Below are 24,841 nucleotides of genomic sequence, written 5' to 3' on the forward strand. Positions count from 1 at the left end.
AGGTCGACCTGTGCAGGAAACCCAAATTTCGTTTTAAATTCAGTTATTTGTCGACACTTTTTGGCTCTCCCGAACCTCTGTGAAGCCTGTTCCCAACCTGTGGACAGTTTCGCGGTCCGTGTTTTCCACCTTTCCATACCGCAGTTGCACCCAGCTTATCCACAGCTTTGCCGAGCAGTGGACAGCCACTTCAGCTACTGAGAGTCCGCAGAAGATTCGAGTAGTCCTCGTCCAGGCTGGCGTCCGCCTCGCGGAGTTCGGCGACCTTCCGGCAGGCATGGATGACCGTGGTGTGATCGCGACCGCCGAAGGCCTGTCCGATCTCCGGCAGGCTGTGCTGGGTCAGTTCCTTTGCCAGGGCCATCGCGATCTGCCGCGGACGGGCAATCGACCGGCTGCGCCGGCTCGACAGCAGATCGGCCACCTTCACGCGATAGTAGTCCGCGACCGTCTTCTGGATATTCTCCAGTGTAATCAGTTTGTTCTGTACCGCGAGAAGGTCGCGCAGCGCGTCCTTGGCAAACTCGACGGTGATCGGTTTCCCGGTAAAGTGCGCGTTGGCGATCACCCGCCGCAGCGAGCCTTCCAGTTCGCGGATGTTGGAACGGATCCGCTTGCCCATGAAGAATGCGACCTCGGAGGGGAGCTCGATCCCCGCCTGCTCGGCCTTGCGCTGGAGGATGGCCACTCGGGTCTCCAGTTCTGGCGGCTCGATCGCGATCGTCAGCCCCCAGCCGAAGCGAGACTTCAGGCGTTCCTCCAGCCCCTCCACCTCTTTCGGGTAGCGATCCGAGGTCAGGATGATCTGCTGCTGGCCCTCCAGCAGCGCGTTGAAGGTGTGGAAGAACTCCTCCTGGGAACGCTCCTTGCCGGCAAAGAACTGAATGTCGTCGATCAGCAGTGCGTCGGCGGAGCGATAGTGCTGCTTGAACTCGTCGATCGCGTTGTGCTGCAGAGCCTTGATCATGTCCGCCACGAAGCGCTCGGAGTGCAGATAGATGATCCGCCCTTCGGGGTGCCGGGCCAGGATGCTGTGACCGATGGCATGCATCAAGTGGGTCTTGCCAAGCCCGACCCCGCCATAGATGAACAACGGGTTGTAGGCCACACCGGGGTTTTCCGCGACCTGGAGGCTGGCTGCGCGCGCGAGCTGGTTCGACTTGCCCTCGACGAAGCTGTCGAAGGTGAAGGCCGGGTTCAGGTTACTCACGGGCCCCTGCGGGCGTGGCGCAGTGCTGGCGCTCTTGTCTGCAGCACCGCGTTCATGGCGGGACTCGCGACCACTGGGGGTCGGCGGGACCGGAATCTGCGCACCACCAATCCCGAGTCGCACGCGGCGCCCGTCCTGCCCGCCCACCGGCTGCAGCTCGCCCACGGTCTGCTCGATCGATTCCAGCAGGTGATCGCGCACGTGCTCGAACACAAACTGGTTCGGCGCGAGCAGTCGCAGCCCGCCTTCGGACTCTTCGGCATGCAGCGGCCGCAGCCAGGTGTTGAGTTGCTGTTCGCTGACCTTCCCCTGCAGGCGATCCAGACAGGCTGTCCACAGGGCATTGGCTGACACGCGTTCGTCTCCGGGGCGACGGGGGAATTGGAAGCCACCGAGTCTACGCCGATGGGGGTACCCGGTGCCAGCGACTTGCCGACCCTCGAGATTGACTTTGCGTCCGGATGGCGCTAGTTTTCACCGCCCTTTAACCAAGCGTCACGGGAACTCTCATGAAGCGCACTTTTCAACCCAGCCGGCTCGTTCGCGCCCGCACGCACGGCTTCCGGGCCCGCATGGCCACCCGTGGTGGTCGCAAGGTCCTGAACGCCCGTCGCGCCAAGGGCCGCAAGCGCCTCTGCCCGTAGTCCGGGCGGCGCGCCGGCTCCCGTGACCGCGGCGCCAGCTAGCGAGACCTTTCCGCGCCGCGTCCGTCTGTTGACCGGTGCGGATTATCAGCGCGTCTTCAAGGATGCCCGGCGCCAGCGCGGTCGCGATCTGACCCTGCTCTATCGCCATTCGGAATCTGGCGAGGCACGCCTGGGCCTAGCGATTGGCAAGCGGCATGTCCGCCATGCATCCGACCGCAACCGGATCAAGCGCATCGTCCGAGAGGCCTTTCGCCAATGCCGGATCTCACTGCCGCCGGTCGACATGATCGTGCTGGCCCGAGGCGGCGCGGCGACCACGGATCGCCGCGCCCTGCGCGCCGAGATCGACAGCCTGCTGGAACGCCTGCAATGAGCCTGCCACGCAAGATCGCCCTGTTGCCCGTCCGGGCCTACCAGTACGGCATCTCGCCGTTCATGGCGCCCCATTGTCGGCATTACCCGACCTGTTCGGCCTATACCGTCGAGGCGGTCGAGACCCACGGGGTCCTGCGCGGCTTCTGGCTGGGCCTGCGGCGCATCCTGCGCTGCCACCCCTGGTCGCCGGGCGGTTATGATCCGGTCCCGGCTCCGCGTTCCGCTTCTCCCAGCACCCGACCCTCAAAGTAGTCGCGCTCATGGATAACCTTCGCCCCCTTCTGTGGCTCACCCTGGCCTTTGTCCTGTTCCTGATGTGGCAGGCCTGGAACCAGGATTACGGCACCCCGAGCCAGCCGGACCGCAGCGCCGAGCAAGCGGCCGAGGACCCGGATGCCCGGCCGGAGGACGTGCCGGACGCCCCGCAGTTCGAATCGGAGGCGGATCCACGGGCGGCTGACGCGCCGCAGGTCAGCACCCTGCAGGAGCCAGACCGCCAGCAGATCAGCGTGCGCACCGACACCCACGAGATCCTGATCGATACCCGTGGCGGGACCCTGCTGCGGGCGGACCTGCTGCAGTACCCGCAGGACCTGCAGGACGATCCGCTGGTGCCGGTCCGACTGTTCGACCACCGCGTGCGCGGCTATGTCGCGCAGAGCGGCCTGACCCATGACCGGGTGAACGACCAGTCGATGGAGGCCCGCGCACCTTCGCATCACGCCAACTTCCAGGTCGATCAGGACCGCTTCGAACTCGCCGACGAACAGGACACGCTCGAGGTCCCGCTGCGCTGGACGTCCGACGATGGCGAAATCGAGGTCACCAAGACCTACACCTTCACGCGTGGCTCGCATCTGATCGAAGTGGACTACGAGGTCCACAACCGCTCGGATTCCACCTGGAGCGGCCGCCAGTACCGACAGCTGCGTCACGGTCCGACCCCCGACCGCGAGTCGTGGTGGCTGTACACCTTCACTGGCGCGGCCTATTTCGATGGCAGCTACGAGCGGGAACGCTTCGAGTCATTGCGTGACGACCCCATCCAGGCGCGCATCCAGGGGGGCTGGGTCGCGATGATCCAGCACTACTTCGTGTCGGCCTGGGTCCCGGGCGAGGACGAGGTGAACGCCCTGTACGCCCGCGCGGTGCCCGGTGAGGTGGGCGATGAGTACCTGATTGGCCTCCATTCCGAGTCCGTTCAGATCCCGGCGGGCTCCAGCGGCGGGTTCTCCACCCGCTTGTGGGTAGGTCCGAAGCTGCAGGACGAGCTGTCCCAGATTGCCCAGGGCCTGGAGCTGACAGTCGACTACGGTATCTTCACCTTCCTGTCCAAGCCGTTGTTCTGGCTGCTGGACAAGATCTACAGCGTGGTCGGGAACTGGGGCTGGGCCATCGTGCTGCTGACCATCCTGATCAAACTGGCCTTCTTCAAGCTGTCCGCGACCAGCTACCGTTCCATGGCGCGCATGCGCAAGGTCGCGCCGAAGCTGCAGGCACTGAAGGAACGCTACAAGGACGACAAGCAGCGCATGAACCAGGCGCTGATGGACCTGTACAAGAAGGAGAAGATCAACCCGCTGGGTGGCTGTCTCCCGATTCTGGTGCAAATCCCGGTGTTCATCGCCCTGTACTGGGTGCTGCTGGAGAGTGTCGAACTGCGCCAGGCGCCCTGGTGGCTGTGGGTGCAGGATCTGTCCTCGCGCGATCCGTACTTCATTCTGCCGATCCTGATGGGCGTGTCGATGTTCGTGCAGTACAAGCTGAACCCGCCGCCGATGGACCCGGTGCAGCAGAAGATCTTCATGGCGCTGCCGTTCGTGTTCACCGTGTTCTTCGCCTTCTTCCCGGCGGGTCTGGTGCTGTACTGGTTCACCAACAACCTGTTCTCCATCGCCCAGCAGTGGTACATCACGCGCAAGATCGAGAGCGGCGAGGACCCGGACAAGCAGAAGAGCTGACGCTCCGTGACCGTGACGGACACCATCGTCGCGGTCGCCACCCCGCCGGGGGTGGGCGGTATCGGTGTGGTCCGTCTGTCGGGTCCGCAGGCCCTGCCCATCGCCCAGCGTCTGACCCGACGCGCGCATCTGCTTCCACGCCACGCCCACTACGGCAGCTTCATTGATCCGGCGACTGGCGAGTCGCTGGACGACGGTCTGATCCTGTCCTTCCCGGGCCCGCACTCCTACACCGGTGAGGACGTGATCGAGCTGCAGGGCCACGGCAGCCCGGTCTTGCTGGAGGCGATCGTCGCCGCCGCGGTGGATCTCGGCGCGCGTCGTGCCCGACCGGGGGAGTTCACCGAGCAGGCCTTCCTCAACGGCCGACTCGACCTGGCGCAGGCGGAGGCGGTGGCCGATCTGATCCACGCCCAGACCGAGCAGGCCGCCAGGCTCGCGCGATCCAGCCTGGACGGCGCCCTGGCGACCGAACTCGAACCGGTCTCGCGCGCGATCCGCGACCTGCGTGTGATCATCGAGGCGGAGATCGACTTCGGCGAGACCGATCTCGAGTCGGAGGCTGCCGCCGATATCGCACGCCGTGCCGACACCCTCCACACGACCATCCGCGAACTCCTCGAACGGCTGCGTCCGGCGCGTTACTTTGCCCAGGGCTTGCGCCTGGCCCTGGTCGGTGCCCCGAATGTCGGCAAGTCCAGCTTGATGAACCGTTTGGCCGAAAGCGAGGTCGCGATTGTCACTGATCGCCCCGGGACCACTCGCGACGTCCTGCGTTCGCCGATTGCGATCCACGGGATACCGGTCGAACTGATCGACACCGCCGGGCTGCACGCGAGTGAGGATCCGGTGGAGAAGATCGGCATGGAGCGGGCGCAGGAGGCGGCCACCGGGGCTGACTTGATCCTGGAGCTGCGCGATCTCACGCGTCCGGATGCGGCCCCCGACTTGGCGGCCCCGGCGGAAATCCCGCGACTGACCGTCTGGAACAAGATGGACTGCGTCGCCGACTCCACCCGAGCGGACCACGGGCTCAGGATCTCTGCACGGACCGGGGCAGGGGTCGACGCGCTCAAACAGGCGATCGTCGAGCGCCTGGGCGTGAGCGAGGGTGGCCAGCAACGCTTCAGCGTGCGCGCGCGTCATCTGGACGGCCTGCGTACGACGGCCACCCATCTCGCCGCGATCGACGCCGCCGCGCCCCCGGACCTGATCGCCGAGGAGTTGCGTCTGGCCGAACGCGCCCTGGACGCGCTCCTCGGTCGCCAGGACCACGAGGCCCTGCTGGGCGAGATCTTCGCCGGCTTCTGCATCGGCAAGTAGTCCCCGTCATTGCGAGGCCCCGAACGGGCTGCGGCAATCGCCCGCCGCGACCACCGGATTTCGCGGCCCGACGCCATGCCCGCTTCCGGAGATTGCTTCGCTTTGCTCGCAATGACGGGGGGGCGCTGGATGCGGCCTCTGCTGCCCATCACGGCCGAAGCCGCCGCGGCGCAACGAACCAGGCGAACAGGCCGCCGCGGCACGCCCGGAAAACCATTTGGCCCGGGGGCCGCTTCGCGCTCGCGTAACTCCCTGCTAGAATTCCGATTTTCGTGCCCGGACCATAAGCGGCGCGAATTGCACTCACAGGCCGGACCGTCGGCCGGGATAGCAGGACCATGGCGAACTCCTTTGATGTCATCGTGATTGGCGGCGGGCACGCCGGCACCGAGGCTGCCTTGGCCGCGGCGCGCGGCGGTGCGCGCACACTGCTGCTGACCCACAACATCGAGACCATCGGCCAGATGAGCTGCAACCCGGCCATCGGCGGGATCGGCAAGGGCCACCTGGTCAAGGAGATCGATGCCCTGGGGGGCGTCATGGGCCGCGCAGCGGACGCCGCCGGCATCCATTTCCGCATCCTCAATCGACGCAAGGGCCCGGCCGTGCGCGCGACCCGCGCCCAGTCGGACCGGCAGCTCTACCGCCAGGCCATCCGCCAGTTCGTCGAGGCCGAGCCGAACCTGCAGATCTTTCAGCAGCCGGTGGCCGATATCACCCTGGACGGCGACCGGGTCACCGGCGTGGTCACCGAGGGCGGCATTGCATTCGACGCCCGCGCCGTGGTGCTGACCGTGGGCACCTTCCTCAACGGCCAGATGCACACCGGGCTCACCCAGCAGCCCGGCGGGCGCGCGGGTGATCCGCCGAGCACTCGCCTGGCGGCGCGCCTGCGCGAGATGGCCTTTGCCGTCGGGCGGCTCAAGACCGGCACGCCGCCGCGCATCGACGGGCGCAGCGTGGATTTCTCGCGGCTCGAGCCGCAGCCGGGCGATGACCCGCGCCCGGTCTTTTCCTTCATCGGCTCGACCGACGACCACCCGGCGCAGCGCCCCTGCCATATCGCGCGCACCAGCGAGAAGACCCACGACCTGATCCGGGCGAACCTCGACCAGGCGCCGATGTACTCCGGCCAGATCGACAGCACCGGCCCGCGCTATTGCCCCTCGATCGAGGACAAGGTGGTGCGCTTTGCCGACAAGACCAGTCACCAGGTCTTTGTCGAGCCGGAAGGCCTCACCACCCACGAGCTGTACCCCAACGGGATCTCCACCTCGCTGCCGTATGCGATCCAGGTCCCCCTGGTGCAGAGCATTGCCGGCTTCGAGAACGCGCGCATCACACGCCCCGGCTACGCGATCGAATACGACTACTTCGATCCCCGCGGCCTGCGCCCGACGCTGGCCACGCGCGAGCTCGGCAACCTGTTCTTTGCCGGCCAGATCAACGGCACCACCGGCTACGAGGAGGCCGCTGCCCAGGGCCTGGTCGCCGGGCTCAATGCCGCGCGGCTGGTGCAGGACGCCGCGCCGTGGATCCCCCAGCGCTCCGAGGCCTACATCGGTGTGCTGATCGACGACCTGGTGACCCGCGGGACCCAGGAGCCCTACCGCATGTTCACCTCGCGCGCCGAGTACCGGCTGTTGCTGCGTGAGGACAACGCCGATCTGCGCCTGACCCCGGTCGGGCGCGAGTACGGACTGGTCGACGACGCCCGCTGGGCGCGCTTCGAGATCCGTGCCGCGGCCATCGAGACCGAGATGACCCGACTCGGACAAACCCGCCCGGACCGCGACCAGCGAAGCCGCCCGGCCCTGATCGACTTGCTGGGCAAGGCGCCGGATCCGGATGCCACGCTGCTCGACCTGCTGCGCCGCCCCGAGGCCGATTACGATGGCTTGATGCATGCGCTGCCCGACCTGGATGTCGGCTGCACGCCCGACGTGCGCGAGCAGGCGGAGATCCAGGCCAAGTACGCCGGCTACATCGAGCGCCAGCAGGCCGAGATCGACCGCCAGGCGAAGGCCGAGCAGACCGCACTCCCGGACAGCCTCGACTACGCCCGAGTCCACGGGCTGTCGAACGAGATCCGCCAGAAGCTGGCGGAATTCCGCCCCCATACCCTGGCCCAGGCGCAGCGCATCCCGGGCGTGACCCCGGCCGCTCTGTCGGCGTTGGCCGTGCACCTGAAGCAGCGCGCCAGTGGCGAGTAACGACTGGCGCGCTGCCCTGGCCGCCGTGGCCGGGGACTGGGCGCTGGACCCACCGGCCATCGAGGCCCTGGCGATTTATCTGGAACAGCTCGGGCGCTGGAACCGCGTGCACAACCTGACCGCGGTGCGTGACCCCGCGCAGTGGATTCGCCGCCATATCCTCGACAGCCTGACGTTGCGCCCGTATCTTCACGGGGACCGGGTGCTGGATGTCGGGACCGGCGCCGGGCTGCCTGGTTTCGTGCTCGCGGCCACCGAGCGCGAACGCGAATTCTGCCTGCTCGACAGCGCGGCCAAGCGCATCCGCTTCCTGCGGAACGTAATCGGACTCGCCCGGCTGTCCGGGGTCGAGGCCGTGCATGTGCGGATCGAGGATTTCCAGCCCTCCGCGCCCTACACCACGGTCCTGGCACGGGCGTTCAAGGCCCCGGCCGACATGGTCTCGCGGGTCGCGCCACAGGTGGCCGAGGGGGGCCGCGTGCTGGCCATGCTGGGTCAGCGCTCGGTCGTCGCCGAACCGCTCCCGGCCCCGTGGTCGTACCGAAGCGTGGACCCGGTTACCATTCCCGGCGAGACCGCCGAGCGGCACATCGCCATTATCGAGAGAGCCGACCCGTGACCGATACGCTGGCTATCACCAATCAGAAGGGCGGAGTGGGCAAGACCACTACCTGCGTGAACCTTGCCGCCTCGCTCGCCCGCCTGGGTAAGCGCGTGCTGGTGGTGGACATGGACCCGCAGGGCAACGCGACCACCGGTTCGGGCGTCGACAAGCACGCCGATGACCCAACCTCCTGCGAGGTCCTGCTTGGCCAGGCCACGGTGGCCGAGGCCGCCCACCGAGTGGAGGCCGGCTATGACCTCGTCCCGGCCAACGGCGACCTGACCGTGGCCGAGGTGCGGCTGATGGAGGCCGAGCGCCGTGAATACCGGTTGCAGGAGGCGCTGGCACCGGCCCGGGCAAACTACGACCACATCCTGGTCGATTGCCCGCCGTCGCTGAACCTTTTGACCGTCAACGGCCTGGTCGCAGCCGATGGTGTGGTGATCCCGATGCAGTGCGAGTACTACGCACTGGAGGGGTTGACCGCCCTGATGCGCACCATCGAGAGCATCCAGCGCGGTCCCAACCCCAAGCTGCGTATCTCGGGCCTGCTGCGCACGATGTTCGATCCACGCAATCGTCTTTCCGGGGATGTCTCGGCACAGCTCACCGGCCACTTCGGCGATCGCGTGTTCCGAACCGTGATCCCGCGCAACATCCGCCTGGCCGAGGCACCCAGTTTTGGCCAGCCGGCCTTGTTGTATGATGCCTCCTCGCGCGGGGCCGTGGCGTACCTGGCCCTGGCCGGCGAGATGTTGCGGCGCTGAACGCCGCCTGTTTTCCCCTTACCGACTGCCTGCAGGAACGATCAACCATGGCGAAACGAGGACTGGGCCGAGGCCTGGATGCCCTGCTCTCCGGCGCCCAGGCCGGTGGTGACGACAGCGACAGTTTGGAGCAGCTCCCGATCGAGCAGATCCGGCGTGGGAAGTATCAGCCCCGGGTCCACATGGCGGAGGCGGCGCTGGCCGAGCTGGCCGACTCGATCCGAGCCCAGGGCATCGTGCAGCCGGTCGTCGTGCGGCGCCTGGACGAGGGCTATGAACTGATCGCCGGCGAGCGCCGCTGGCGTGCCGCCCAGATCGCGGGCCTGGAGACCGTCCCGGCGGTGGTCCGCGATATCCCCGATCAGGCCGCCGCGGCGATGGCACTGATCGAGAACATCCAGCGCGAGGATCTGAACCCGCTGGAAGAGGCGCAGGCCATCCGCCGCCTGATCGGCGAATTCGAGATGACTCACCAGGCCGCGGCCGACGCGGTCGGCCGCTCGCGCACTGCGGTCACCAACCTGCTGCGCCTGCTGGAACTCCACGACACGGTGAAGGACCACGTCAACGAGGGGCGTCTGGAGATGGGCCACGCCCGCTGCCTGCTGGCGGTGCCCCTGGACGACCAGCCCGGGGTGGCCGCGACCGTGGTCAAGCGCGGGCTCTCGGTGCGCGCGACCGAGCAGCTGGTCAAGAAGATCCTCGCCGCCACCCCGGAGCCCAAGAAGGATGCCGGACCCTCGCCCGAGGTGCGACAACTGGAGAGCCGCCTCTCCGACCAGCTGGGTGCCGCGGTCCAGGTTCGCTACAACCGCCAGGGCAAAGGCCGTCTGGTCATCGAATACAACAGCCTCGACGAGCTCGATGGCATCCTCGCCCACATCCAGTAACTCTCTGAGCGGCTTGGCCGATGGCCCTGAACGCCGTTTGACGCAGTACAAGGGCGCTCTTATACTACGCGCACTTTTTGGGAGAGGGGTGGGTGTGCCCATCCGCTGAATGACACCGCGACGCTTCAGACACGCCTTACAATCGCTAGGTCTGCAGCTCGCCTTAACGCTGATACTGTCGGGCCTGCTTCTGGCCCTGTTCCCCCCGATCGTGGCGATCTCGGCTGCGGTGGGCGGCATCACCGCGACGCTCGGCAACGCCGTGGCCGCGGTTGTTGTGTTTCGGGCCTACCGTTCCGATCAGGTGGGCTCGCTGACCGCCCGCATGATGGGCGCCCAGATGGGACGACTGGCAATCATCGCGGTGGCATTCGGGGTGGCGTTCGCTTACCTGGACGAGCCGGATTTACTGGCGTTGTTCGGCATCTTCCTCCTGGTGCACCTGGCCCCCTTGTGGTGGCTGCACCGGGTTTCTGATCAAGCAATGACGAGATAACTGCATGGCTTCAGAAAGCGGACTGCCCACGATGGAAGAGCACATTGCTCACCATCTGACGAATCTTACCTTCGGACTCCACCCCGAGAAGGGGATGAGCTTCGCCACCACCAGCACCGAAGCCGCCGAAATGGGCTTCTGGGCGATCCACGTCGACTCCATGCTGTGGTCGATCGCACTCGGGCTGCTGTTCATCCTCACGTTCCGTGCCGCGGCCAAGAAGGTCACCGCAGGCGTCCCGGGCGGCTGGCAGAATTTCGTCGAAATGATGATGGACTTTGTGAACGACAACGTCCGTGGCTCGTTCAAGCACAAGAACGACATGGTCGCGCCGCTCGCGCTGACCATCTTCGTCTGGATATTCCTGCTCAACCTGATGGACCTCGTGCCGGTCGACCTGATCCCGCACATCGCCTATCTGCTGGGTATCCCGTACTTCAAGATCGTGCCGACTACGGATATCAACGTGACCGCGGGCCTGGCGCTCGGTGTGTTCATCCTGATCATCTACTACTCGCTCAAGATCAAGGGTCCGGTGGGTTTCATCAAGGAACTGACGGGCATCCCGTTCCAGACCAACATCGTGTACATCAAGCCGTTCTTCTGGGTGATCAACTTCGTGCTGGAGTTCATCAACCTGCTGGCCAAGCCGGCCTCGCTCGCCCTGCGACTGTTCGGCAACCTGTACGCCGCGGAGATGATCTTCATCCTGATCGGTGTCATGTACTCTGCGGGCCTGATCCTGGGTCTGGCCGGCGGTGTACTGCACGTGGGCTGGGCGATCTTCCACATCCTCGTGGTGCCGCTGCAGGCCTTCATCTTCATGGTGCTGACCGTCGTCTACATCGACATGGCGTACAGCGAAGACCACTGATTTCGACTTCCCTACTCAACTGACTGTTTCAACACTCGACTGGAGATACAAAAATGGAAATGGCTAACGCTCTGATCGTCCTGGCTGGCTCGCTGCTTCTGGGTCTGGCCGCTGTCGGCGCCGCCATCGGCGTGGGTACCCTCGGTGGTCGCTTCCTGGAAGGCGCCGCGCGTCAGCCGGAACTGATCCCGATGCTGCGCACCCAGTTCTTCATCGTGATGGGTCTGACCGACGCCGTGCCGATGATCGGCGTGGGTATCGGCCTGTACGTCCTGTTCGCCCTGGGTTAATAAGGCTGAGCGAGTCCCGAGGTCCCCTCCACTCGTCCAACCTGAGGTAGCAGGATGAATATCAATCTGACCATCATTGGCCAGCTGCTCGCGTTCAGCGTCTTCGTGTGGTTCACGATGCGCTACGTCTGGCCGCCCATGTCCGCCGCCCTGGAAGAACGTCGCAAGAAAATTGCCGACGGCCTGGCAGCCGCGGAACGTGGCGAGAAAGAGCAGGAGCTCGCCCAGGAGCGTGCGACCGAGGTCCTCAAGGAGGCCAAGCAGCAGGCCAACGAGATCGTGGCCTCTGCGCAGAAGCGCGCCAACGACGTGGTTGAGGAAAGCAAGTCCACGGCCCACGAAGAAGGCGAACGCATCAAGCAGGCGGCGCACGCCGAGATCGAGCAGGAGATCAACCGCGCGAAGGAAGAGCTGCGCAAGCAGGTCTCCGAGCTAGCGGTTGCCGGTGCCGAGCAGATCCTGGCCAAGGAAATCGACGCCAAGGCGCACGGCGATCTGCTCAAGAAGCTCTCGGCCAAGCTGTAAGGAGACGTTATGTCAGACCTGATTTCGGTCGCCCGACCCTACGCTCGCGCAGCTTTCGAGCGGGCCCGCGAGGCCAAGGATCTCGCCGGCTGGGCCGAGCAGCTCGAATTGCTGGCGGCGATCGCCCGCGATTCGCAGATGCACAGTCTCCTCTCCAACCCGCGGGTCCCGCGGCCGGACCGGGCACAGCTCGTGCTCGACGTGGCCGGTGACAAGGTGGGGCCCGAGGCGGGGAACCTGGTTCGCCTGCTGGCCGAAAACGGCCGGCTGCCTGCCCTCCCTGCCGTGAGCGATGCCTTTGCCGAATTGAAGGCCGCGGCCGAGCACCGCGTCCATGCCGACGTGATTGCCTTTCGCAAGCTCACCCAGGCGCAGGAGAAAGAGATCCACGACGCCCTGGCCAAGGGGTTGGGCTGCGAAGTCGATCTCGAGCATTCGGTCGACAGCGCCCTTCTTGGAGGGGCCATCATCCGCGCCGGCGACCTGGTAATCGACGGCTCCGTGCGAGGCCAGCTGAACCGCCTGGCTGCCAATTTGAGTCGCTAAGAGGATATTTAACATGCAACTGAATCCCTCCGAGATCAGTGATCTGATCAAACAGCGCATCGAGAAATTCGATGCCTCGTCCGAGGCCTCCAACGAGGGCACCGTGGTCAGCGTGACCGACGGTATCGCCCGCGTCCACGGTCTCGGTGACGTCATGCAGGGCGAGATGCTCGAGTTCCCGGGCGACACCTTCGGTATGGCGCTCAACCTTGAACGCGACTCTGTGGGTGTCGTGATCCTGGGCGACTACAAGCACATCTCCGAGGGCCAGACGGTCAAGTGTACCGGCCGCATCCTCGAAGTGCCGGTTGGTGAAGCGCTGCTGGGCCGGGTAGTCGATTCCCTGGGTCGTCCGATCGACGGCAAGGGCCCGATCGAAAGCGACATCACCAGCCCGATCGAAAAGATCGCGCCGGGTGTTATCGAGCGCAAGTCGGTCGACCAGCCGCTGCAGTCCGGCATCAAGGCGATCGACGCCATGGTCCCGGTCGGTCGTGGCCAGCGTGAGCTGATCATCGGCGACCGCCAGACCGGCAAGACCGCCGTCGCGATCGATGCGATCATTAACCAGAAGGACTCCGGCGTTAAGTGCGTCTACGTCGCGGTTGGCCAGAAGGCCTCCTCGGTCGCCTCCGTGGTGGCCAAGCTGGAAGAAGCCGGCGCGATGCAGAACACCATCATCGTGGCGGCCAATGCGTCGGAGTCGGCGGCGATGCAGTTCATCGCCCCGTACGCCGGCTGTGCGATGGGCGAGTACTTCCGCGATCGCGGCGAAGACGCGCTGATCGTCTACGATGACCTCACCAAACAGGCCTGGGCCTACCGTCAGGTCTCCCTGCTCCTGCGTCGTCCGCCGGGCCGTGAAGCCTACCCGGGCGATGTCTTCTACCTGCATTCGCGTCTGCTGGAGCGTGCCTCGCGTGTGAACGCCGAGTACGTCGAAGAGAAGACCAACGGTGAAGTGAAGGGCAAGACCGGTTCGCTGACGGCGTTGCCGATCATCGAGACCCAGGCGGGTGACGTCTCCGCGTTCGTTCCGACCAACGTGATCTCGATCACCGACGGTCAGATCTTCCTCGAGACCGACCTGTTCAACTCCGGTATTCGCCCGGCGATCAACGCCGGTCTGTCGGTGTCCCGAGTCGGTGGTGCCGCCCAGACCAAGATCATCAAGAAGCTGGGTGGCGGCGTGCGTCTGGCGCTGGCGCAGTATCGTGAGCTGGCGGCGTTCTCGCAGTTTGCCTCCGATCTGGACGAACTGACCCGCAAGCAGCTGGATCGCGGTAAGCGCGTGACCGAGCTGATGAAGCAGGGTCAGTACCAGCCGATGTCCATCGGCGAGATGGCCTTTTCGCTGTACGCCGCGAACGAAGGCTTCCTCGACGACGTCGAGGCCGACAAGATCGTGAGCTTCGAGAAGGAACTGATCGCCTACGCGCGTTCCTCCCAGAAGGAGCTCCTGGACGAAATCAACAGCACTGGCGACTACAACGACTCCATTCAGGAAAAGCTGAAAAGCGCCCTGGAAGAGTTCAAGGCCAAGCACAGCTGGTAACGGGAGCACGCAATGGCGGGCACTAAGGAGATCCGGACGCAGATCAAGAGTATCAAGAATACTCAGAAGATCACCAAGGCGATGGAAATGGTCGCCGCGTCCAAGATGCGCAAGGCCCAGGACCGCATGCAGGAGTCCCGGCCTTACGCACAGAAGATCCACGACGTGATCGGTCACGTCGCGATGGCGAATGCGGAGTACAAGCATCCGTTCATGGTGGAACGCGAGGTCAAGCGCGTCGCGCTGATCATCGTGTCGACTGACCGTGGTCTTTGCGGCGGCTTGAACACCAACCTGTTCAAGAAGGCCGTGATCGAGATGCGTCGCTACCGCGACGAGGGCGTCGAGGTCGATCTGTGCGTGATCGGGAGCAAGGCGCTGCAGTTCTTCAAGCGCCTGGGCGGCAACATCGTGGCCGAGTCCAAGGATCTCGGGGACCGTCCGCACATCAATGACCTGATCGGTTCGATCAAGGTCGTGCTGGACAACTTGCGTGACGGCAAGGTCGATCGCGTGGTGCTGCTCGAGAACAAGTTCGTCAACACCATGACGCAGCAGGCCGAGGCCACGCAGTTGCTGCCGACGGCGCCTAGCCGAGACGAATCGCTCAAGCACCACTGGGATTACATCTACGAGCCCGACACGCATCCGGTGATGGATACGCTGCTCGAGCGCTATGTCGAGTCCCTGATCTATCAGGCGGTGGTCGAGAACGTGGCCTGCGAGATGGCCGCACGCATGGTCGCGATGAAGTCGGCCTCCGACAACGCCGGCACGATGATCAAGGACCTGCAGCTCGTCTACAACAAGGCGCGCCAGGCTGCGATCACCCAGGAGATCTCCGAGATCGTCGGTGGCGCGGCTGCGGTCTAGCGCCCACCGGCCCGAATCGGTCGACTCGGCACGAATTACGACTTACGAGGATGAACAAATGAGTTCTGGAAAGATTGTCGAAATCATCGGCGCCGTCGTGGACGTGGAATTCCCCCACGGCGAAGTGCCCAAGATCTACGACGCGCTGACCCTGGAAAACGGTCTGACCCTGGAAGTTCAGCAGCAGCTGGGCGACGGCGTGGTACGCACCATTGCCATGGGCACGACCGAGGGCGTGAAACGTCAGACCGCGGTTACCGCCACGGGCAAGCCGATCTCCGTGCCGGTCGGCAAGGGGACCCTGGGTCGGGTGATGGATGTCCTCGGTCGTCCGGTGGACAACGCCGGTGATGTTGAGGCCCAGGAGACCTGGTCGATCCACCGCGCCGCCCCGACTTTTGACGAGCAGGCGGGCTCGACCGAGCTGCTGGAAACCGGCATCAAGGTCATCGATCTGCTGTGCCCCTTCGCGAAGGGCGGCAAGGTCGGCCTGTTTGGTGGGGCCGGCGTGGGCAAGACCGTTAACATGATGGAGCTGATCCGTAATATCGCGATCGAGCACTCCGGTTACTCGGTGTTTGCGGGTGTCGGGGAGCGTACTCGTGAGGGCAACGACTTCTACCACGAGATGAAGGACTCCAACGTCCTCGACAAGGTGGCCCTGGTCTATGGCCAGATGAACGAGCCGCCGGGTAACCGTCTGCGCGTAGCGCTGACCGGTCTGACCATGGCCGAGTTCTTCCGTGACGAAGGCCGTGACGTGCTGATGTTCATTGACAACATCTACCGTTACACCCTGGCCGGTACCGAGGTCTCGGCGCTGCTGGGCCGTATGCCCTCCGCGGTGGGTTACCAGCCGACCCTGGCGGAAGAGATGGGTGTGCTGCAGGAGCGCATCACCTCGACCAAGAAAGGCTCGATCACTTCCATCCAGGCCGTCTACGTGCCGGCGGATGACTTGACCGACCCGTCCCCCGCCACCACCTTCGCGCACCTGGATGCCACGGTCGTGCTGTCGCGGCAGATCGCCGAGCTGGGCATCTACCCGGCCGTGGACCCGCTGGACTCGACCTCGCGTCAGCTGGATCCGCAGATCATTGGGCAGGAACACTACGACACCGCACGGGCGGTGCAGGGCACCCTGCAGCGCTACAAGGAGCTGAAGGACATCATCGCGATCCTCGGCATGGACGAGCTGTCGGAAGATGACAAGCTGGCCGTGGCCCGTGCGCGAAAGATCCAGCGCTACCTGTCGCAGCCGTTCTTCGTTGCGGAAGTCTTCACCGGCGCCCCGGGCAAGTACGTCTCGCTGAAGGACACCATCCGGGCGTTCAAGGCCATCGTGGACGGCGAATACGATCATCTGCCGGAACAGGCCTTCTACATGGTCGGCACGATCGAAGAAGCTGTCGAGAAGGCCGAGAAGCTCGGCTAAGGAGCAAGGCGTTATGCCCATGAATATGCATGTGGATGTGGTCAGTGCGGAGGAGTCGATCTACTCCGGGACGGCCCTGATGATCGCCGCACCCGCCGAAGGGGGCGAGGTCGGCGTGTATGCCGGGCATACGCAGATGCTCGCCCGGTTGAATCCGGGTGAACTGCGCATCCTGGAAAAGGAAGGCGCGGAGCCGCAGCCGGTGTTCGTGTCCGGCGGCATCCTCGAGGTGCAGCCGTACCATGTGACGGTTCTGGCGGACACTGCGGTGCGCGCGAAGGATCTTGACGAGGCCGAGGCCATCGAGGCGAAAAAGCGTGCGGAGGAGGCCCTGGCCAATTCCAAGGCCGATTTCGACTACGCCAAGGCCCAGGCCGAGCTGGTCGAGGCGGCGGCACGGCTGCAGATGATCCAGAAGCTGCGCCGGAAATAATCCGGCAACGTTCCACGGATGACTTACGCTAAGGGCCAACCAACTCGGTTGGCCCTTTATCATTGTGCCCATGCCTGAATCGAAGCCCCTTCATATCGCGGTACTTGCAGCCGGCAAGGGCACGCGCATGCGCTCGCGCCATCCGAAAGTCCTGCAAGCCCTCGCCGGCCGTCCGCTGCTGGCTCATGTCCTGGAAAGAGTAGCGGCGCTGGACGCCGCTGCCTGCCACGTGGTGGTCGGTCACGAACAGGAGCGGGTGCGGGCAGCATTCGCCGACTCCCGGCAAGGCTTGAACTGGGTCGACCAGGGGGAGCCGCGCGGGACCGGCCATGCGGTGTTTCGAGCCCTTGAAGCCATCCCGGATTCCGCACGGGTGCTGGTGACCTATGGCGATGTGCCGCGCATTCCGATTGCCGACCTGGTGGCCTGTGCGGACGGCGACGGTGTCACCGTGCTTGCCGCCCGGGTCGTGGATCCGAGCGGCTATGGGCGCTTGGTTCTGGATTCGTCGGGGCAACTTGAGCGGATTGTCGAGGACAAGGAGGCCAGTGCACGGGAACGTGCCGTGGACCTGATCAATACCGGTGTCCTGGCTGCCCCCGCGGGTGAGCTGCGCCGGTGGCTGGCCGCCTGTGAGCCACGGGTGACCGGACCCCGCGAGTGGTACCTTACCGATGTCGTAGCGGCAGCCCGCGCCGACGGATGTGCCGTCAGCGTTGTGGAAAGCGGCGACGCCGCGGCAGTCCTCGGGGTAAACGACCGCGAGCAACTGGCGGTTCAGGAACGGCTGTACCAGGCGGCGCTGGGTGCTGGAATGATGCGCGAGGGTCTGGGCCTTGCCGACCCCGCGCGCCTGGATGTGCGCGGGGTTCTCACCTTCGGACGCGACTGCCAGATCGATGTGAACGTCGTGATCGAGGGCACGGTGACGCTCTCGGACGATGTTTATATTGGACCCGGTTGCGTGCTGCGGGACTGCGACATCGGTTCCGGCACGCAGATCGCGGCTCATAGTGTGCTCGAGGGGGTGCGGGTTCATGCCGATGCGCGGATTGGACCGTTCGCCCGCCTGCGGCCCGGGACCGAACTGGGGACCGGGGCGCGGGTCGGCAACTTCGTCGAGATCAAGAATGCCACCCTGGGTGCCGGGGCCAAGGCGAACCACCTGACCTACGTCGGTGACGCCCGGGTTGGCGCTGGCGCCAATCTGGGCGCGGGCACCATTACGTGCAACTATGATGGCGCCAACAAGCATCGCACCGAGATCGGCGAGCGCGCCTTTATCGGTTCCAATACGGCATTGGTGGCTCCGATACGCATCGGGGACGACGCGACCGTGGGCGCAGGGTCAACCCTGTCCGACGACGTCGAGGCGGGCGCTCTCGCGCTGACTCGCGCCCGAACCCGCACGATTCGTGACTGGCCGCGCCCGAAGAAGAGCGGTAACGACAAGGAGAAGTAATCGATGTGCGGTCTGGTTGCAGGCATTGGCGAACGAAACCTGGTCCCTGTCCTGGTCGAGGGCCTGCATCGCCTGGAATACCGGGGGTATGACTCCGCTGGAGTGGCCGTGGTCAACGACCGCACCCTTTCGGACCTGCGTGCCATCGGCAAGGTTGCGGCCCTGGAGCAACGGATCGAGGCCGCTGGGCTGGAGGGGCCGGTGGGCATCGCCCACACGCGCTGGGCCACGCACGGGGCTCCGACCGAAGAGAATGCCCATCCCCACCGTTCGCGTGACGGCCGCGTGGCCATCGTGCATAACGGCATCATCGAGAATCACGGCGACCTGCGTTCCCGGCTCGACGCCGCCGGCTGGCCCTGCGTATCCGCGACCGACAGCGAGGTGATCGCCCATCGTCTCGAGCAGGCCCTGGCACTGGGTTCGTCGCCGCTGGATGCGATGCGCAGCGCCTGTGCCGAACTTCAAGGCGCCTACGCGATCGCGGCGGTGTTTGCCGACTTCCCCGACGAATTGATTGTTGCCCGTTCCGGGAGCCCGGTCCTGCTGGGCCTGGGCATTGGCGAGACCTTCGCCGCCTCCGACGTGCAGGCGCTGCTTCCGGTCACCCAGCGTTTCGTCGACCTGGAAGATGGCGACATTGCCCGGCTCACGCGCGACGGCGTCGAGATCCGCGACGCCGCCGGAGAACGGGTCGAGCGCGGCATCCGCGAGAGTCGTTGCCAGGCGAGCATCGCGGACCGGGGCGAGTACCGCCATTTCATGCTCAAGGAGATCTACGAGCAACCCCATGCCCTGGAACAAACCCTGTCGGGCCGCCTGGGCGAAGCCGGTATCCTCGAGAACATCCTCGGACCGGGCAGCGACGAGCGCTTGGCCGATGTCGCCGCCGTCCAGATCGTTGCCTGCGGAACGAGTTATCACGCCGGCATGGTCGCGGCGCACTGGATCGAGGAGCACCTGGGTCTTCCGGCGCGGGTCGAAGTCGCCAGCGAATATCGCTACCGGCGCCACGTCCTCGCCCCGGGCACCCTGCTAGTGGTGATCTCGCAGTCCGGCGAGACCGCCGATACCCTGGCGGTCCTGCGGCAGTCCCAGGACGAGCCGTTCCTGGCGCGGCTGGCGATCTGCAACGTGCCCGAGAGCACGATGGCACGGGCGGCCGACCTGGTCCTGATGACCCATGCCGGACCCGAGATTGGCGTCGCATCCACCAAGGCGTTTACCACCCAATTGGCGGCCCTGGCCATCCTGGTCCTGCTGCTGGGTCAGGTCGCCAGCGCCGCCCGTATGCCCGCCGCCGAGCGGGCCGATGCGGTCGCGGCCCTGCGCAGTCTCCCCGATCAGGTGGCCCGTATCCTCGCGCTCGATACGCCTATTGCGCGGATCGCCGAGGATCTCATGGAGCGCCAGCATGCGCTGTTTCTCGGGCGTGGGGCCTATTTCCCGATTGCCCTGGAAGGCGCGCTGAAGCTGAAGGAAATCTCCTATATCCACGCCGAGGCCTACCCCTCCGGCGAGCTGAAACACGGTCCGTTGGCTCTCGTGGACACCGAGATGCCGGTCGTGGCCGTCGCCCCGGACGATGCCCAGCTGGAGAAACTTTCCAGCAACCTGCAGGAGGTACGGGCCCGGGGCGGGCAGCTGATCGTCATTGGCGAATCCAACGCCGCGCGCGCGTTGGAGCCCGAGGACACTTGGGTCGGTCTGCCGCAGAACGAGGCCCTCAGCCCGTGGCTGGCTCCGGTTCTGTTCACGGTCCCGCTACAGTTGCTCGCTTACCATACGGCCGTGCTGAAGGGCACCGATGTGGATCAGCCGCGCAACCTCGCCAAATCGGTGACCGTCGAATAGTGGGCGGCGCCCAAGCCGCTCAGTCCATCAGGAAACGCTTGTATTCGTGCCCCGGGTTCGCTAGATTTTGGTGCGCTTGAATAACCTGTCACAGGAGCACCTTATGGATCAGCAAGAGCTCAACAACCGCTGCGTCACCCTGTTCCAGTCCCCGCGAATCCAGACCAAGCTTTGGAACCCCCGCATGTTCTGGGAAGTCGGCCGCAAGCTGAACACGAATCCGGACGAGCTCACAGAGCCGAAGGTCGACCTGTGCGAGCTGGAGGTCATGCTCTCCGCCGCAGCCTACGAGCCGTCGAAATGCGCCGACAACCTGAACCAGCGCGAGGCCGGCCGCGCCGACTTCATCCGTCGCGCGGTCCAGTCCGGCCAGCGTCCGTTCCTGCGCCGCGCGGCCTGATCCACGTACGGATCATCGCCCGCCAGGACCCGGCCTCGCGCCGGGTCTTTTCGTTTGGGGTCGCGAAACTGTGTTTGTTCGTCACCGAGGACACGGGGCAGACAGACATCCACTGAGGTGCACGTCATGGCAGTGGCCATGCCCGGCAATCAAATGAACGGCAACTAGCGGTGCATCCGGCCCCGGCCAGTTTCGTGGGTCGGTCCCAAATAGAGGGTCAGGCCATGTGCGTCACCATGGCCTTTGTCCGTGTCCTTTGTGCTTCGCCCGTCTTGAGCCTCATCGCGGGTGTCCACGAGATCGTCCCTTACTGGCCCCTGGCCTCCAGCCAGAAGGTCACCGGGCCGTCGTTGGTCAGACTGACCTGCATGTCCGCCCCGAAACGCCCGCTGGCCACGGGTTTATGGCGTTGGCCTGCCCGCCGTACCAGCCAATCGAACAGCGCTGCGCCGTGCTCGGGGCTAGCCGATCCGGAAAAGCTCGGTCGCATCCCCTTGCGCGTATCGGCTGCCAGGGTGAACTGGGGCACCAGCAGCAGCCCGCCACCGGTCTCGCCCAGGCTCCGGTTCATTCGGCCCGCCGAGTCCGCGAATACCCGGTAGCCCAATAGCCGGTCGAGCATCCGTTCCGCGCTCGCCTCGGTATCGTTCGGCTCCACGGCCACCAGAGCCACCAGGCCGCTCCCGATCGCCCCGACGTCCTCCCCGTCGATGGTGACCCGCGCCGCGCTTGCGCGCTGGATCAGTGCGATCACGCCTGCTCCCTTCCAGTGCCGGGCTCGATGTGCCCGGACAGTTCCCCTGCCAGTCGGTCCGTGGCTGCGACCAGTCGGCGCACGATGCCCGGCTCCGCCGCCGAGTGGCCGGCGTCCGGTACGATCTCCAGCTGCGCCTGCGGCCAGGCCTCGTGCAGGGCCACCGCCTGATTCACCGGACACACCACGTCGTAGCGGCCGTGCACAATGGTGCCGGGAATCCCCTGCAGCCGGCCGGCATCGCGCAGCAGCTGGTCGGGTTCCAGGAACGTCTCGTGAACGAAGTAGTGGCACTCCAGCCGGGCCAGGCTCACGGCCACATCCGGCTCCTCGAAGTGCGCGATCACGTCGTGGTTCGGGATCAGACAGGAGGTGCGCCCTTCCCAGCTGGACCAGGCCCGGGCCGCGGCCTCGCGCACTGCACGGTCGTTGGCGGTCAGCCGCCGGTAGTAGGCACCTACCATGTCCGCCCGCTCGCCATCCGGGATCTGTGCCTCGTAGTCGGCCCAGGCCTCAGGAAACAACCGGTCCGCGCCCGACTGGTAAAACCATTGGATATCCTGCGGGCGGCACAGGAAGATCCCCCGTAGCACCAGGCCCAGGACCCGCTCCGGGTGTTTCTGGGCATACGCCAGCCCGAGGGTCGAGCCCCAGGACCCGCCAAATACCACCCAGCGTTCAACCCCCAGGTGCTCGCGCAGGCGCTCGATGTCCGCGACCGCGTGCCAGGTCGTGTTCGCCTCGAGGCTTGCGTGCGGGGTCGAGCGTCCGCAGCCGCGCTGGTCGAACAGCACGATGCGGTAGCGTTCCGGATCGTAGAAGCGGCGGTGCCAGCTTTCGCAACCCGAGCCGGGCCCGCCATGCAGAAACACGACGGGTATCCCCTCCGGATTGCCGCATTCCTCGAAGTACAGCTCGTGGCCGTCGCCAACCTGCAGGCGCCCCATACCGTGGGGCTCGATCTCGGGATACAGCGCGTCCATGGAAGCCCTCCGGGCAAAACCCCGAGTGTCGCCAAAACGCAGCCTGGGCGAAACCCTTCGGGCTCTTCCCGCAACCGCCGATCCGGCCCTACTCCGGGTCCTCGATTACCCGCCCGCGATAGACACGCCGCTTGTGCGCAGGCCGGTGTTCTCCCTGCGCCCCGTCTTCTGGTTGCGTCTTCGCGGGTGAGGGTGTTCGCAGATACCCCGTTCCCTCCAGCTGACTGCGCAGGGTCAGCGCCGCCGCCTCGACCATGCTCGACTGCGAGCGCGCAGCGTAATCAAGGATGGCCTCCATGAAATCCGGGTCGCTGACCGACAGCCGTGCTACCGAGGGGAATTCGGCGCGCAGGTTTCGCCGAAGTTCGGCGGCCAGGCTGAGGCTCTTGCGGTCGTGCATCGGATCCCCCGGGTGGGCGTAGCTTTCTCCGTCTTCATGCAAGCGGGGTGCCACGGCGAGACGCCCGCCATTCGCCGCTCCGGTGCCCCCACGGTCGAAAGCCCTGCCCTGTGCGAGAGCGACGCGTGTTCATCTCTGGTGCACGGGAGGCGCGGTGTGCACCGAAATCCTGCGCCACCATTGCGGGTTGGGCTTGCGTGCAGCCGACCGCCGGCCTATGTTGCGGGCCCATGGAGACACCCGCCGTTCCCGCCTCGATCCGCCGCCTCGCCGGGCGCGCCATCGCCGACTTCGACATGGTCCGCGAGGGCGACCGCATCCTGGTGGGCCTGTCCGGTGGCAAGGATTCGCTGACCCTGCTGTGGCTGCTGCACAACCTCGCTCGGCGGGCCCCGGTGCGCTTCGAGGTGGGGGCGGTCACGATCAACCCCGAGATCGAGGGATTCGAGCCGCAGCGGCTGATGGATTACCTGGGCAGCTACGGCATCCCCTATCACTTCGTGTCCGAGCCCATCGCCGAGCTGGCCGATGCGCACATGGACAACGACTCGTTCTGCTCCTTCTGCTCGCGCATGAAGCGCGGCTTGATGTATCGCACGGCGCGCGAACACGGCTACAACGTACTGGCGCTGGGCCAGCACCTCGATGATCTCGCGGAGAGCTTCATGATGAGCGCCTTCCATGGCGGCCAGCTGCGCACCATGAAGGCCCACTACGCGATCGACGCCGGCGACCTGCGGGTCATTCGCCCGCTGGTCTACGTGCGTGAACGCCAGACCCGCGACTTTGCCGACGCCGCGGGGCTCCCGGTGATCCTCGACAACTGCCCCGCCTGCTTCGCCATGCCCACCCAGCGCGAGCATATGAAACAGCTGCTGGCGCAGGAGGAGGCGCAGCACCCGCGACTGTTCCGCAACCTGCGCACCACACTCAAGCCCCTGATGACCGAGGGTGGCATTCCTCCGCGCGATCCACCGCCGAGCGCGTCCGCAACCACCGACCCCGCAGTGTCCGAACATGGCCCGACGTCGGCATCTGCGTGATCGCCTGATCGGGGTGGGCCTGCGCCTGCTGGCGCGCCTCCCGCTGTGCGTGAACCACGCCCTGGGCGGCGCGGTCGGGGCGCTGGTGTGGTACCTGCCCACCCGCGCGGCCCGTATCACCCGCATCAATCTGGCGCTGTGCTTTCCGGAAAAGGACCCGGCGTGGCGGCGGCGGGTGGGGCGGCGCTCCCTGATGGCGATGGGCCGCGCCCTGACCGAGTCCCCCTGGCTGTGGCAGTCGCCTCCGGAGAGCCTCGAGACCCTGGCCGTCCAGCCGCCGCAGTACGCGCGCCTGCGCGAGCGCTCCGCCGGTCGGGCGTTGTTCCTGTGCGCCCCGCATCTCGGTTCCTGGGAATTCGCCGGACTGCATGCCGCTTGCCACGGGCCGATGGCCACGCTGTACAGCCCGTTCAAGACCCCGGAGGTGGACCGCTGGGTGCGCGAGGCCCGTGCCTCCACCGGGGCTGAGCTGGCCCCGGCCGATCGCAGTGGCCTGCGCATCCTGCAACAGGCCCGCGACCGCGGCGAGATCATCGGCATCCTGCCGGACCAGAGCCCCAAGGGCGCCTCGGGCCAGCACGCCTCGTTTTTCGGGCGTCCGGCCCTGACCATGACCCTGCTCCCGCGTCTGCTGCGCGGGCGCGCGGATCACGTGGTATTCCTGTTTGCCGAGCGTCTGCCCGGGGGACGGGGCTATCGCTATCACGAGGTCGTGGCCGGCCCGGAGGTGGCCGATCGCGATTTTGTCCGGGCGGCCGCGGCGATCAACCTCCACGTGGAGACCCTGGTCCGGCGCTGTCCCGAGCAGTACAACTGGGCCTACAAGCGCTTCAACCCACCGCCCGCGGGCTGGCCCGATCCCTATCGCCGGGGGGCGCTCGAGTAACCTCCCGCGCGGTACCTCCCCGCGCATGGCTGACCCGCTGAG

The 24,841-nt window shown here is 65.9% G+C and carries 27 protein-coding genes; 23 read left to right on the forward strand and 4 right to left on the reverse strand.

The window, feature by feature from the left end:
* Positions 1-190: 190 nt before the first annotated feature.
* Entirely contained in the window at positions 191-1,564 is a 1,374-nt protein-coding gene (gene dnaA, locus F618_RS0101030) for a chromosomal replication initiator protein DnaA (RefSeq protein WP_018937512.1), read from the reverse strand.
* 155 nt (positions 1,565-1,719) lie between these two features.
* Here dnaA and rpmH point away from each other — a divergent pair, with 155 nt between their 5' ends.
* From rpmH to F618_RS0101135, 21 genes are all read left to right on the forward strand, one after another.
* Positions 1,720-1,854 (forward strand): 50S ribosomal protein L34, encoded by a 135-nt coding sequence (rpmH, locus tag F618_RS0101035; RefSeq protein ID WP_018141118.1) that lies wholly within the window; start codon positions 1,720-1,722, stop codon positions 1,852-1,854.
* A gap of 22 nt (positions 1,855-1,876) precedes the next feature.
* Complete coding sequence (gene rnpA / locus F618_RS0101040; RefSeq protein ID WP_026331104.1) at positions 1,877-2,230, forward strand: ribonuclease P protein component; 354 nt, start codon at positions 1,877-1,879, stop codon at positions 2,228-2,230.
* Complete coding sequence (gene yidD / locus F618_RS0101045) at positions 2,227-2,484, forward strand: membrane protein insertion efficiency factor YidD (protein ID WP_018937514.1); 258 nt, start codon at positions 2,227-2,229, stop codon at positions 2,482-2,484. The genes rnpA and yidD overlap by 4 nt, the downstream gene beginning before the upstream one ends.
* Positions 2,485-2,492: 8 nt before the next feature.
* Positions 2,493-4,193 carry a membrane protein insertase YidC gene (gene yidC / locus F618_RS0101050; RefSeq protein WP_019567540.1) on the forward strand — a complete coding sequence of 567 codons (1,701 nt, stop codon included), beginning with the start codon at positions 2,493-2,495 and terminating at the stop codon, positions 4,191-4,193.
* Positions 4,194-4,199: 6 nt separating this feature from the next.
* Positions 4,200-5,516: a tRNA uridine-5-carboxymethylaminomethyl(34) synthesis GTPase MnmE gene (mnmE, locus tag F618_RS0101055; RefSeq protein ID WP_019567541.1), complete on the forward strand. Its 1,317-nt coding sequence runs from the start codon at positions 4,200-4,202 to the stop codon at positions 5,514-5,516.
* Between the two features lie 338 nt (positions 5,517-5,854).
* Positions 5,855-7,729, forward strand: a complete 1,875-nt coding sequence (mnmG, locus tag F618_RS0101060; RefSeq protein ID WP_019567542.1) for a tRNA uridine-5-carboxymethylaminomethyl(34) synthesis enzyme MnmG — start codon at positions 5,855-5,857, stop codon at positions 7,727-7,729.
* The gene (gene rsmG / locus F618_RS0101065; protein WP_018168794.1) at positions 7,719-8,348 is read left to right on the forward strand and encodes a 16S rRNA (guanine(527)-N(7))-methyltransferase RsmG; all 630 of its coding nucleotides are present in this window, start codon (positions 7,719-7,721) and stop codon (positions 8,346-8,348) included. Before mnmG ends, rsmG begins: the two co-directional genes overlap by 11 nt.
* Positions 8,345-9,100 (forward strand): ParA family protein, encoded by a 756-nt coding sequence (locus tag F618_RS0101070; protein WP_018168793.1) that lies wholly within the window; start codon positions 8,345-8,347, stop codon positions 9,098-9,100. Before rsmG ends, F618_RS0101070 begins: the two co-directional genes overlap by 4 nt.
* A gap of 47 nt (positions 9,101-9,147) precedes the next feature.
* A complete protein-coding gene (locus F618_RS0101075; RefSeq protein ID WP_018168792.1) occupies positions 9,148-9,990 on the forward strand; it encodes a ParB/RepB/Spo0J family partition protein in 843 nt (280 codons plus the stop codon).
* 109 nt (positions 9,991-10,099) lie between these two features.
* A complete protein-coding gene (locus tag F618_RS0101080; RefSeq protein WP_018144955.1) occupies positions 10,100-10,486 on the forward strand; it encodes an ATP synthase subunit I in 387 nt (128 codons plus the stop codon).
* 31 nt (positions 10,487-10,517) lie between these two features.
* Positions 10,518-11,360, forward strand: a complete 843-nt coding sequence (atpB, locus tag F618_RS0101085; protein ID WP_026287973.1) for a F0F1 ATP synthase subunit A — start codon at positions 10,518-10,520, stop codon at positions 11,358-11,360.
* A gap of 53 nt (positions 11,361-11,413) precedes the next feature.
* Entirely contained in the window at positions 11,414-11,650 is a 237-nt protein-coding gene (atpE, locus tag F618_RS0101090; protein ID WP_012983953.1) for a F0F1 ATP synthase subunit C, read from the forward strand.
* A 54-nt stretch (positions 11,651-11,704) separates the two neighbouring features.
* On the forward strand, positions 11,705-12,175 hold the full coding sequence (locus F618_RS0101095; protein WP_018144953.1) for a F0F1 ATP synthase subunit B: 471 nt from the start codon (positions 11,705-11,707) through the stop codon (positions 12,173-12,175).
* Between the two features lie 9 nt (positions 12,176-12,184).
* Positions 12,185-12,721, forward strand: coding sequence for a F0F1 ATP synthase subunit delta (locus F618_RS0101100; protein ID WP_018938629.1), 537 nt, complete (start codon positions 12,185-12,187; stop codon positions 12,719-12,721).
* Positions 12,722-12,734: 13 nt separating this feature from the next.
* Positions 12,735-14,276 (forward strand): F0F1 ATP synthase subunit alpha, encoded by a 1,542-nt coding sequence (gene atpA / locus F618_RS0101105; RefSeq protein ID WP_018144951.1) that lies wholly within the window; start codon positions 12,735-12,737, stop codon positions 14,274-14,276.
* A gap of 12 nt (positions 14,277-14,288) precedes the next feature.
* Complete coding sequence (atpG, locus tag F618_RS0101110; RefSeq protein WP_019567543.1) at positions 14,289-15,149, forward strand: F0F1 ATP synthase subunit gamma; 861 nt, start codon at positions 14,289-14,291, stop codon at positions 15,147-15,149.
* A gap of 58 nt (positions 15,150-15,207) precedes the next feature.
* Positions 15,208-16,584, forward strand: a complete 1,377-nt coding sequence (gene atpD / locus F618_RS0101115) for a F0F1 ATP synthase subunit beta (RefSeq protein ID WP_018144949.1) — start codon at positions 15,208-15,210, stop codon at positions 16,582-16,584.
* Between the two features lie 13 nt (positions 16,585-16,597).
* Positions 16,598-17,017: a F0F1 ATP synthase subunit epsilon gene (locus F618_RS0101120; RefSeq protein ID WP_018144948.1), complete on the forward strand. Its 420-nt coding sequence runs from the start codon at positions 16,598-16,600 to the stop codon at positions 17,015-17,017.
* Between the two features lie 127 nt (positions 17,018-17,144).
* Positions 17,145-18,479 carry a bifunctional UDP-N-acetylglucosamine diphosphorylase/glucosamine-1-phosphate N-acetyltransferase GlmU gene (gene glmU, locus F618_RS0101125; protein WP_026331106.1) on the forward strand — a complete coding sequence of 445 codons (1,335 nt, stop codon included), beginning with the start codon at positions 17,145-17,147 and terminating at the stop codon, positions 18,477-18,479.
* 3 nt (positions 18,480-18,482) lie between these two features.
* Complete coding sequence (gene glmS / locus F618_RS0101130) at positions 18,483-20,333, forward strand: glutamine--fructose-6-phosphate transaminase (isomerizing) (RefSeq protein ID WP_019567546.1); 1,851 nt, start codon at positions 18,483-18,485, stop codon at positions 20,331-20,333.
* A gap of 103 nt (positions 20,334-20,436) precedes the next feature.
* Positions 20,437-20,733, forward strand: coding sequence for a hypothetical protein (locus F618_RS0101135; protein WP_018144945.1), 297 nt, complete (start codon positions 20,437-20,439; stop codon positions 20,731-20,733).
* A gap of 307 nt (positions 20,734-21,040) precedes the next feature.
* On the opposite strand, the gene dtd is transcribed toward F618_RS0101135, so the two are convergent.
* The 3 genes from dtd to F618_RS0101150 form a co-directional block, all read right to left on the reverse strand.
* Positions 21,041-21,487 (reverse strand): D-aminoacyl-tRNA deacylase, encoded by a 447-nt coding sequence (dtd, locus tag F618_RS0101140; protein ID WP_018938634.1) that lies wholly within the window; start codon positions 21,485-21,487, stop codon positions 21,041-21,043.
* On the reverse strand, positions 21,484-22,470 hold the full coding sequence (gene pip, locus F618_RS0101145; protein ID WP_019567547.1) for a prolyl aminopeptidase: 987 nt from the start codon (positions 22,468-22,470) through the stop codon (positions 21,484-21,486). Before pip ends, dtd begins: the two co-directional genes overlap by 4 nt.
* Before the next feature lie 88 nt (positions 22,471-22,558).
* A complete protein-coding gene (locus F618_RS0101150) occupies positions 22,559-22,870 on the reverse strand; it encodes a hypothetical protein (RefSeq protein ID WP_019563050.1) in 312 nt (103 codons plus the stop codon).
* Positions 22,871-23,100: 230 nt separating this feature from the next.
* Here F618_RS0101150 and F618_RS0101155 point away from each other — a divergent pair, with 230 nt between their 5' ends.
* Both F618_RS0101155 and F618_RS0101160 read left to right on the forward strand, forming a co-directional pair.
* Positions 23,101-23,913 (forward strand): tRNA 2-thiocytidine(32) synthetase TtcA, encoded by an 813-nt coding sequence (locus tag F618_RS0101155; RefSeq protein WP_018938637.1) that lies wholly within the window; start codon positions 23,101-23,103, stop codon positions 23,911-23,913.
* Positions 23,888-24,799 (forward strand): lysophospholipid acyltransferase family protein, encoded by a 912-nt coding sequence (locus F618_RS0101160; protein WP_019567548.1) that lies wholly within the window; start codon positions 23,888-23,890, stop codon positions 24,797-24,799. The genes F618_RS0101155 and F618_RS0101160 overlap by 26 nt, the downstream gene beginning before the upstream one ends.
* Positions 24,800-24,841 lie beyond the last annotated feature (42 nt).

Origin of the sequence: Thioalkalivibrio sp. ALMg13-2 (assembly GCF_000381185.1) — a bacterium.
GTDB classification, from domain to species: Bacteria; Pseudomonadota; Gammaproteobacteria; order Ectothiorhodospirales; family Ectothiorhodospiraceae; genus Thioalkalivibrio; species Thioalkalivibrio versutus.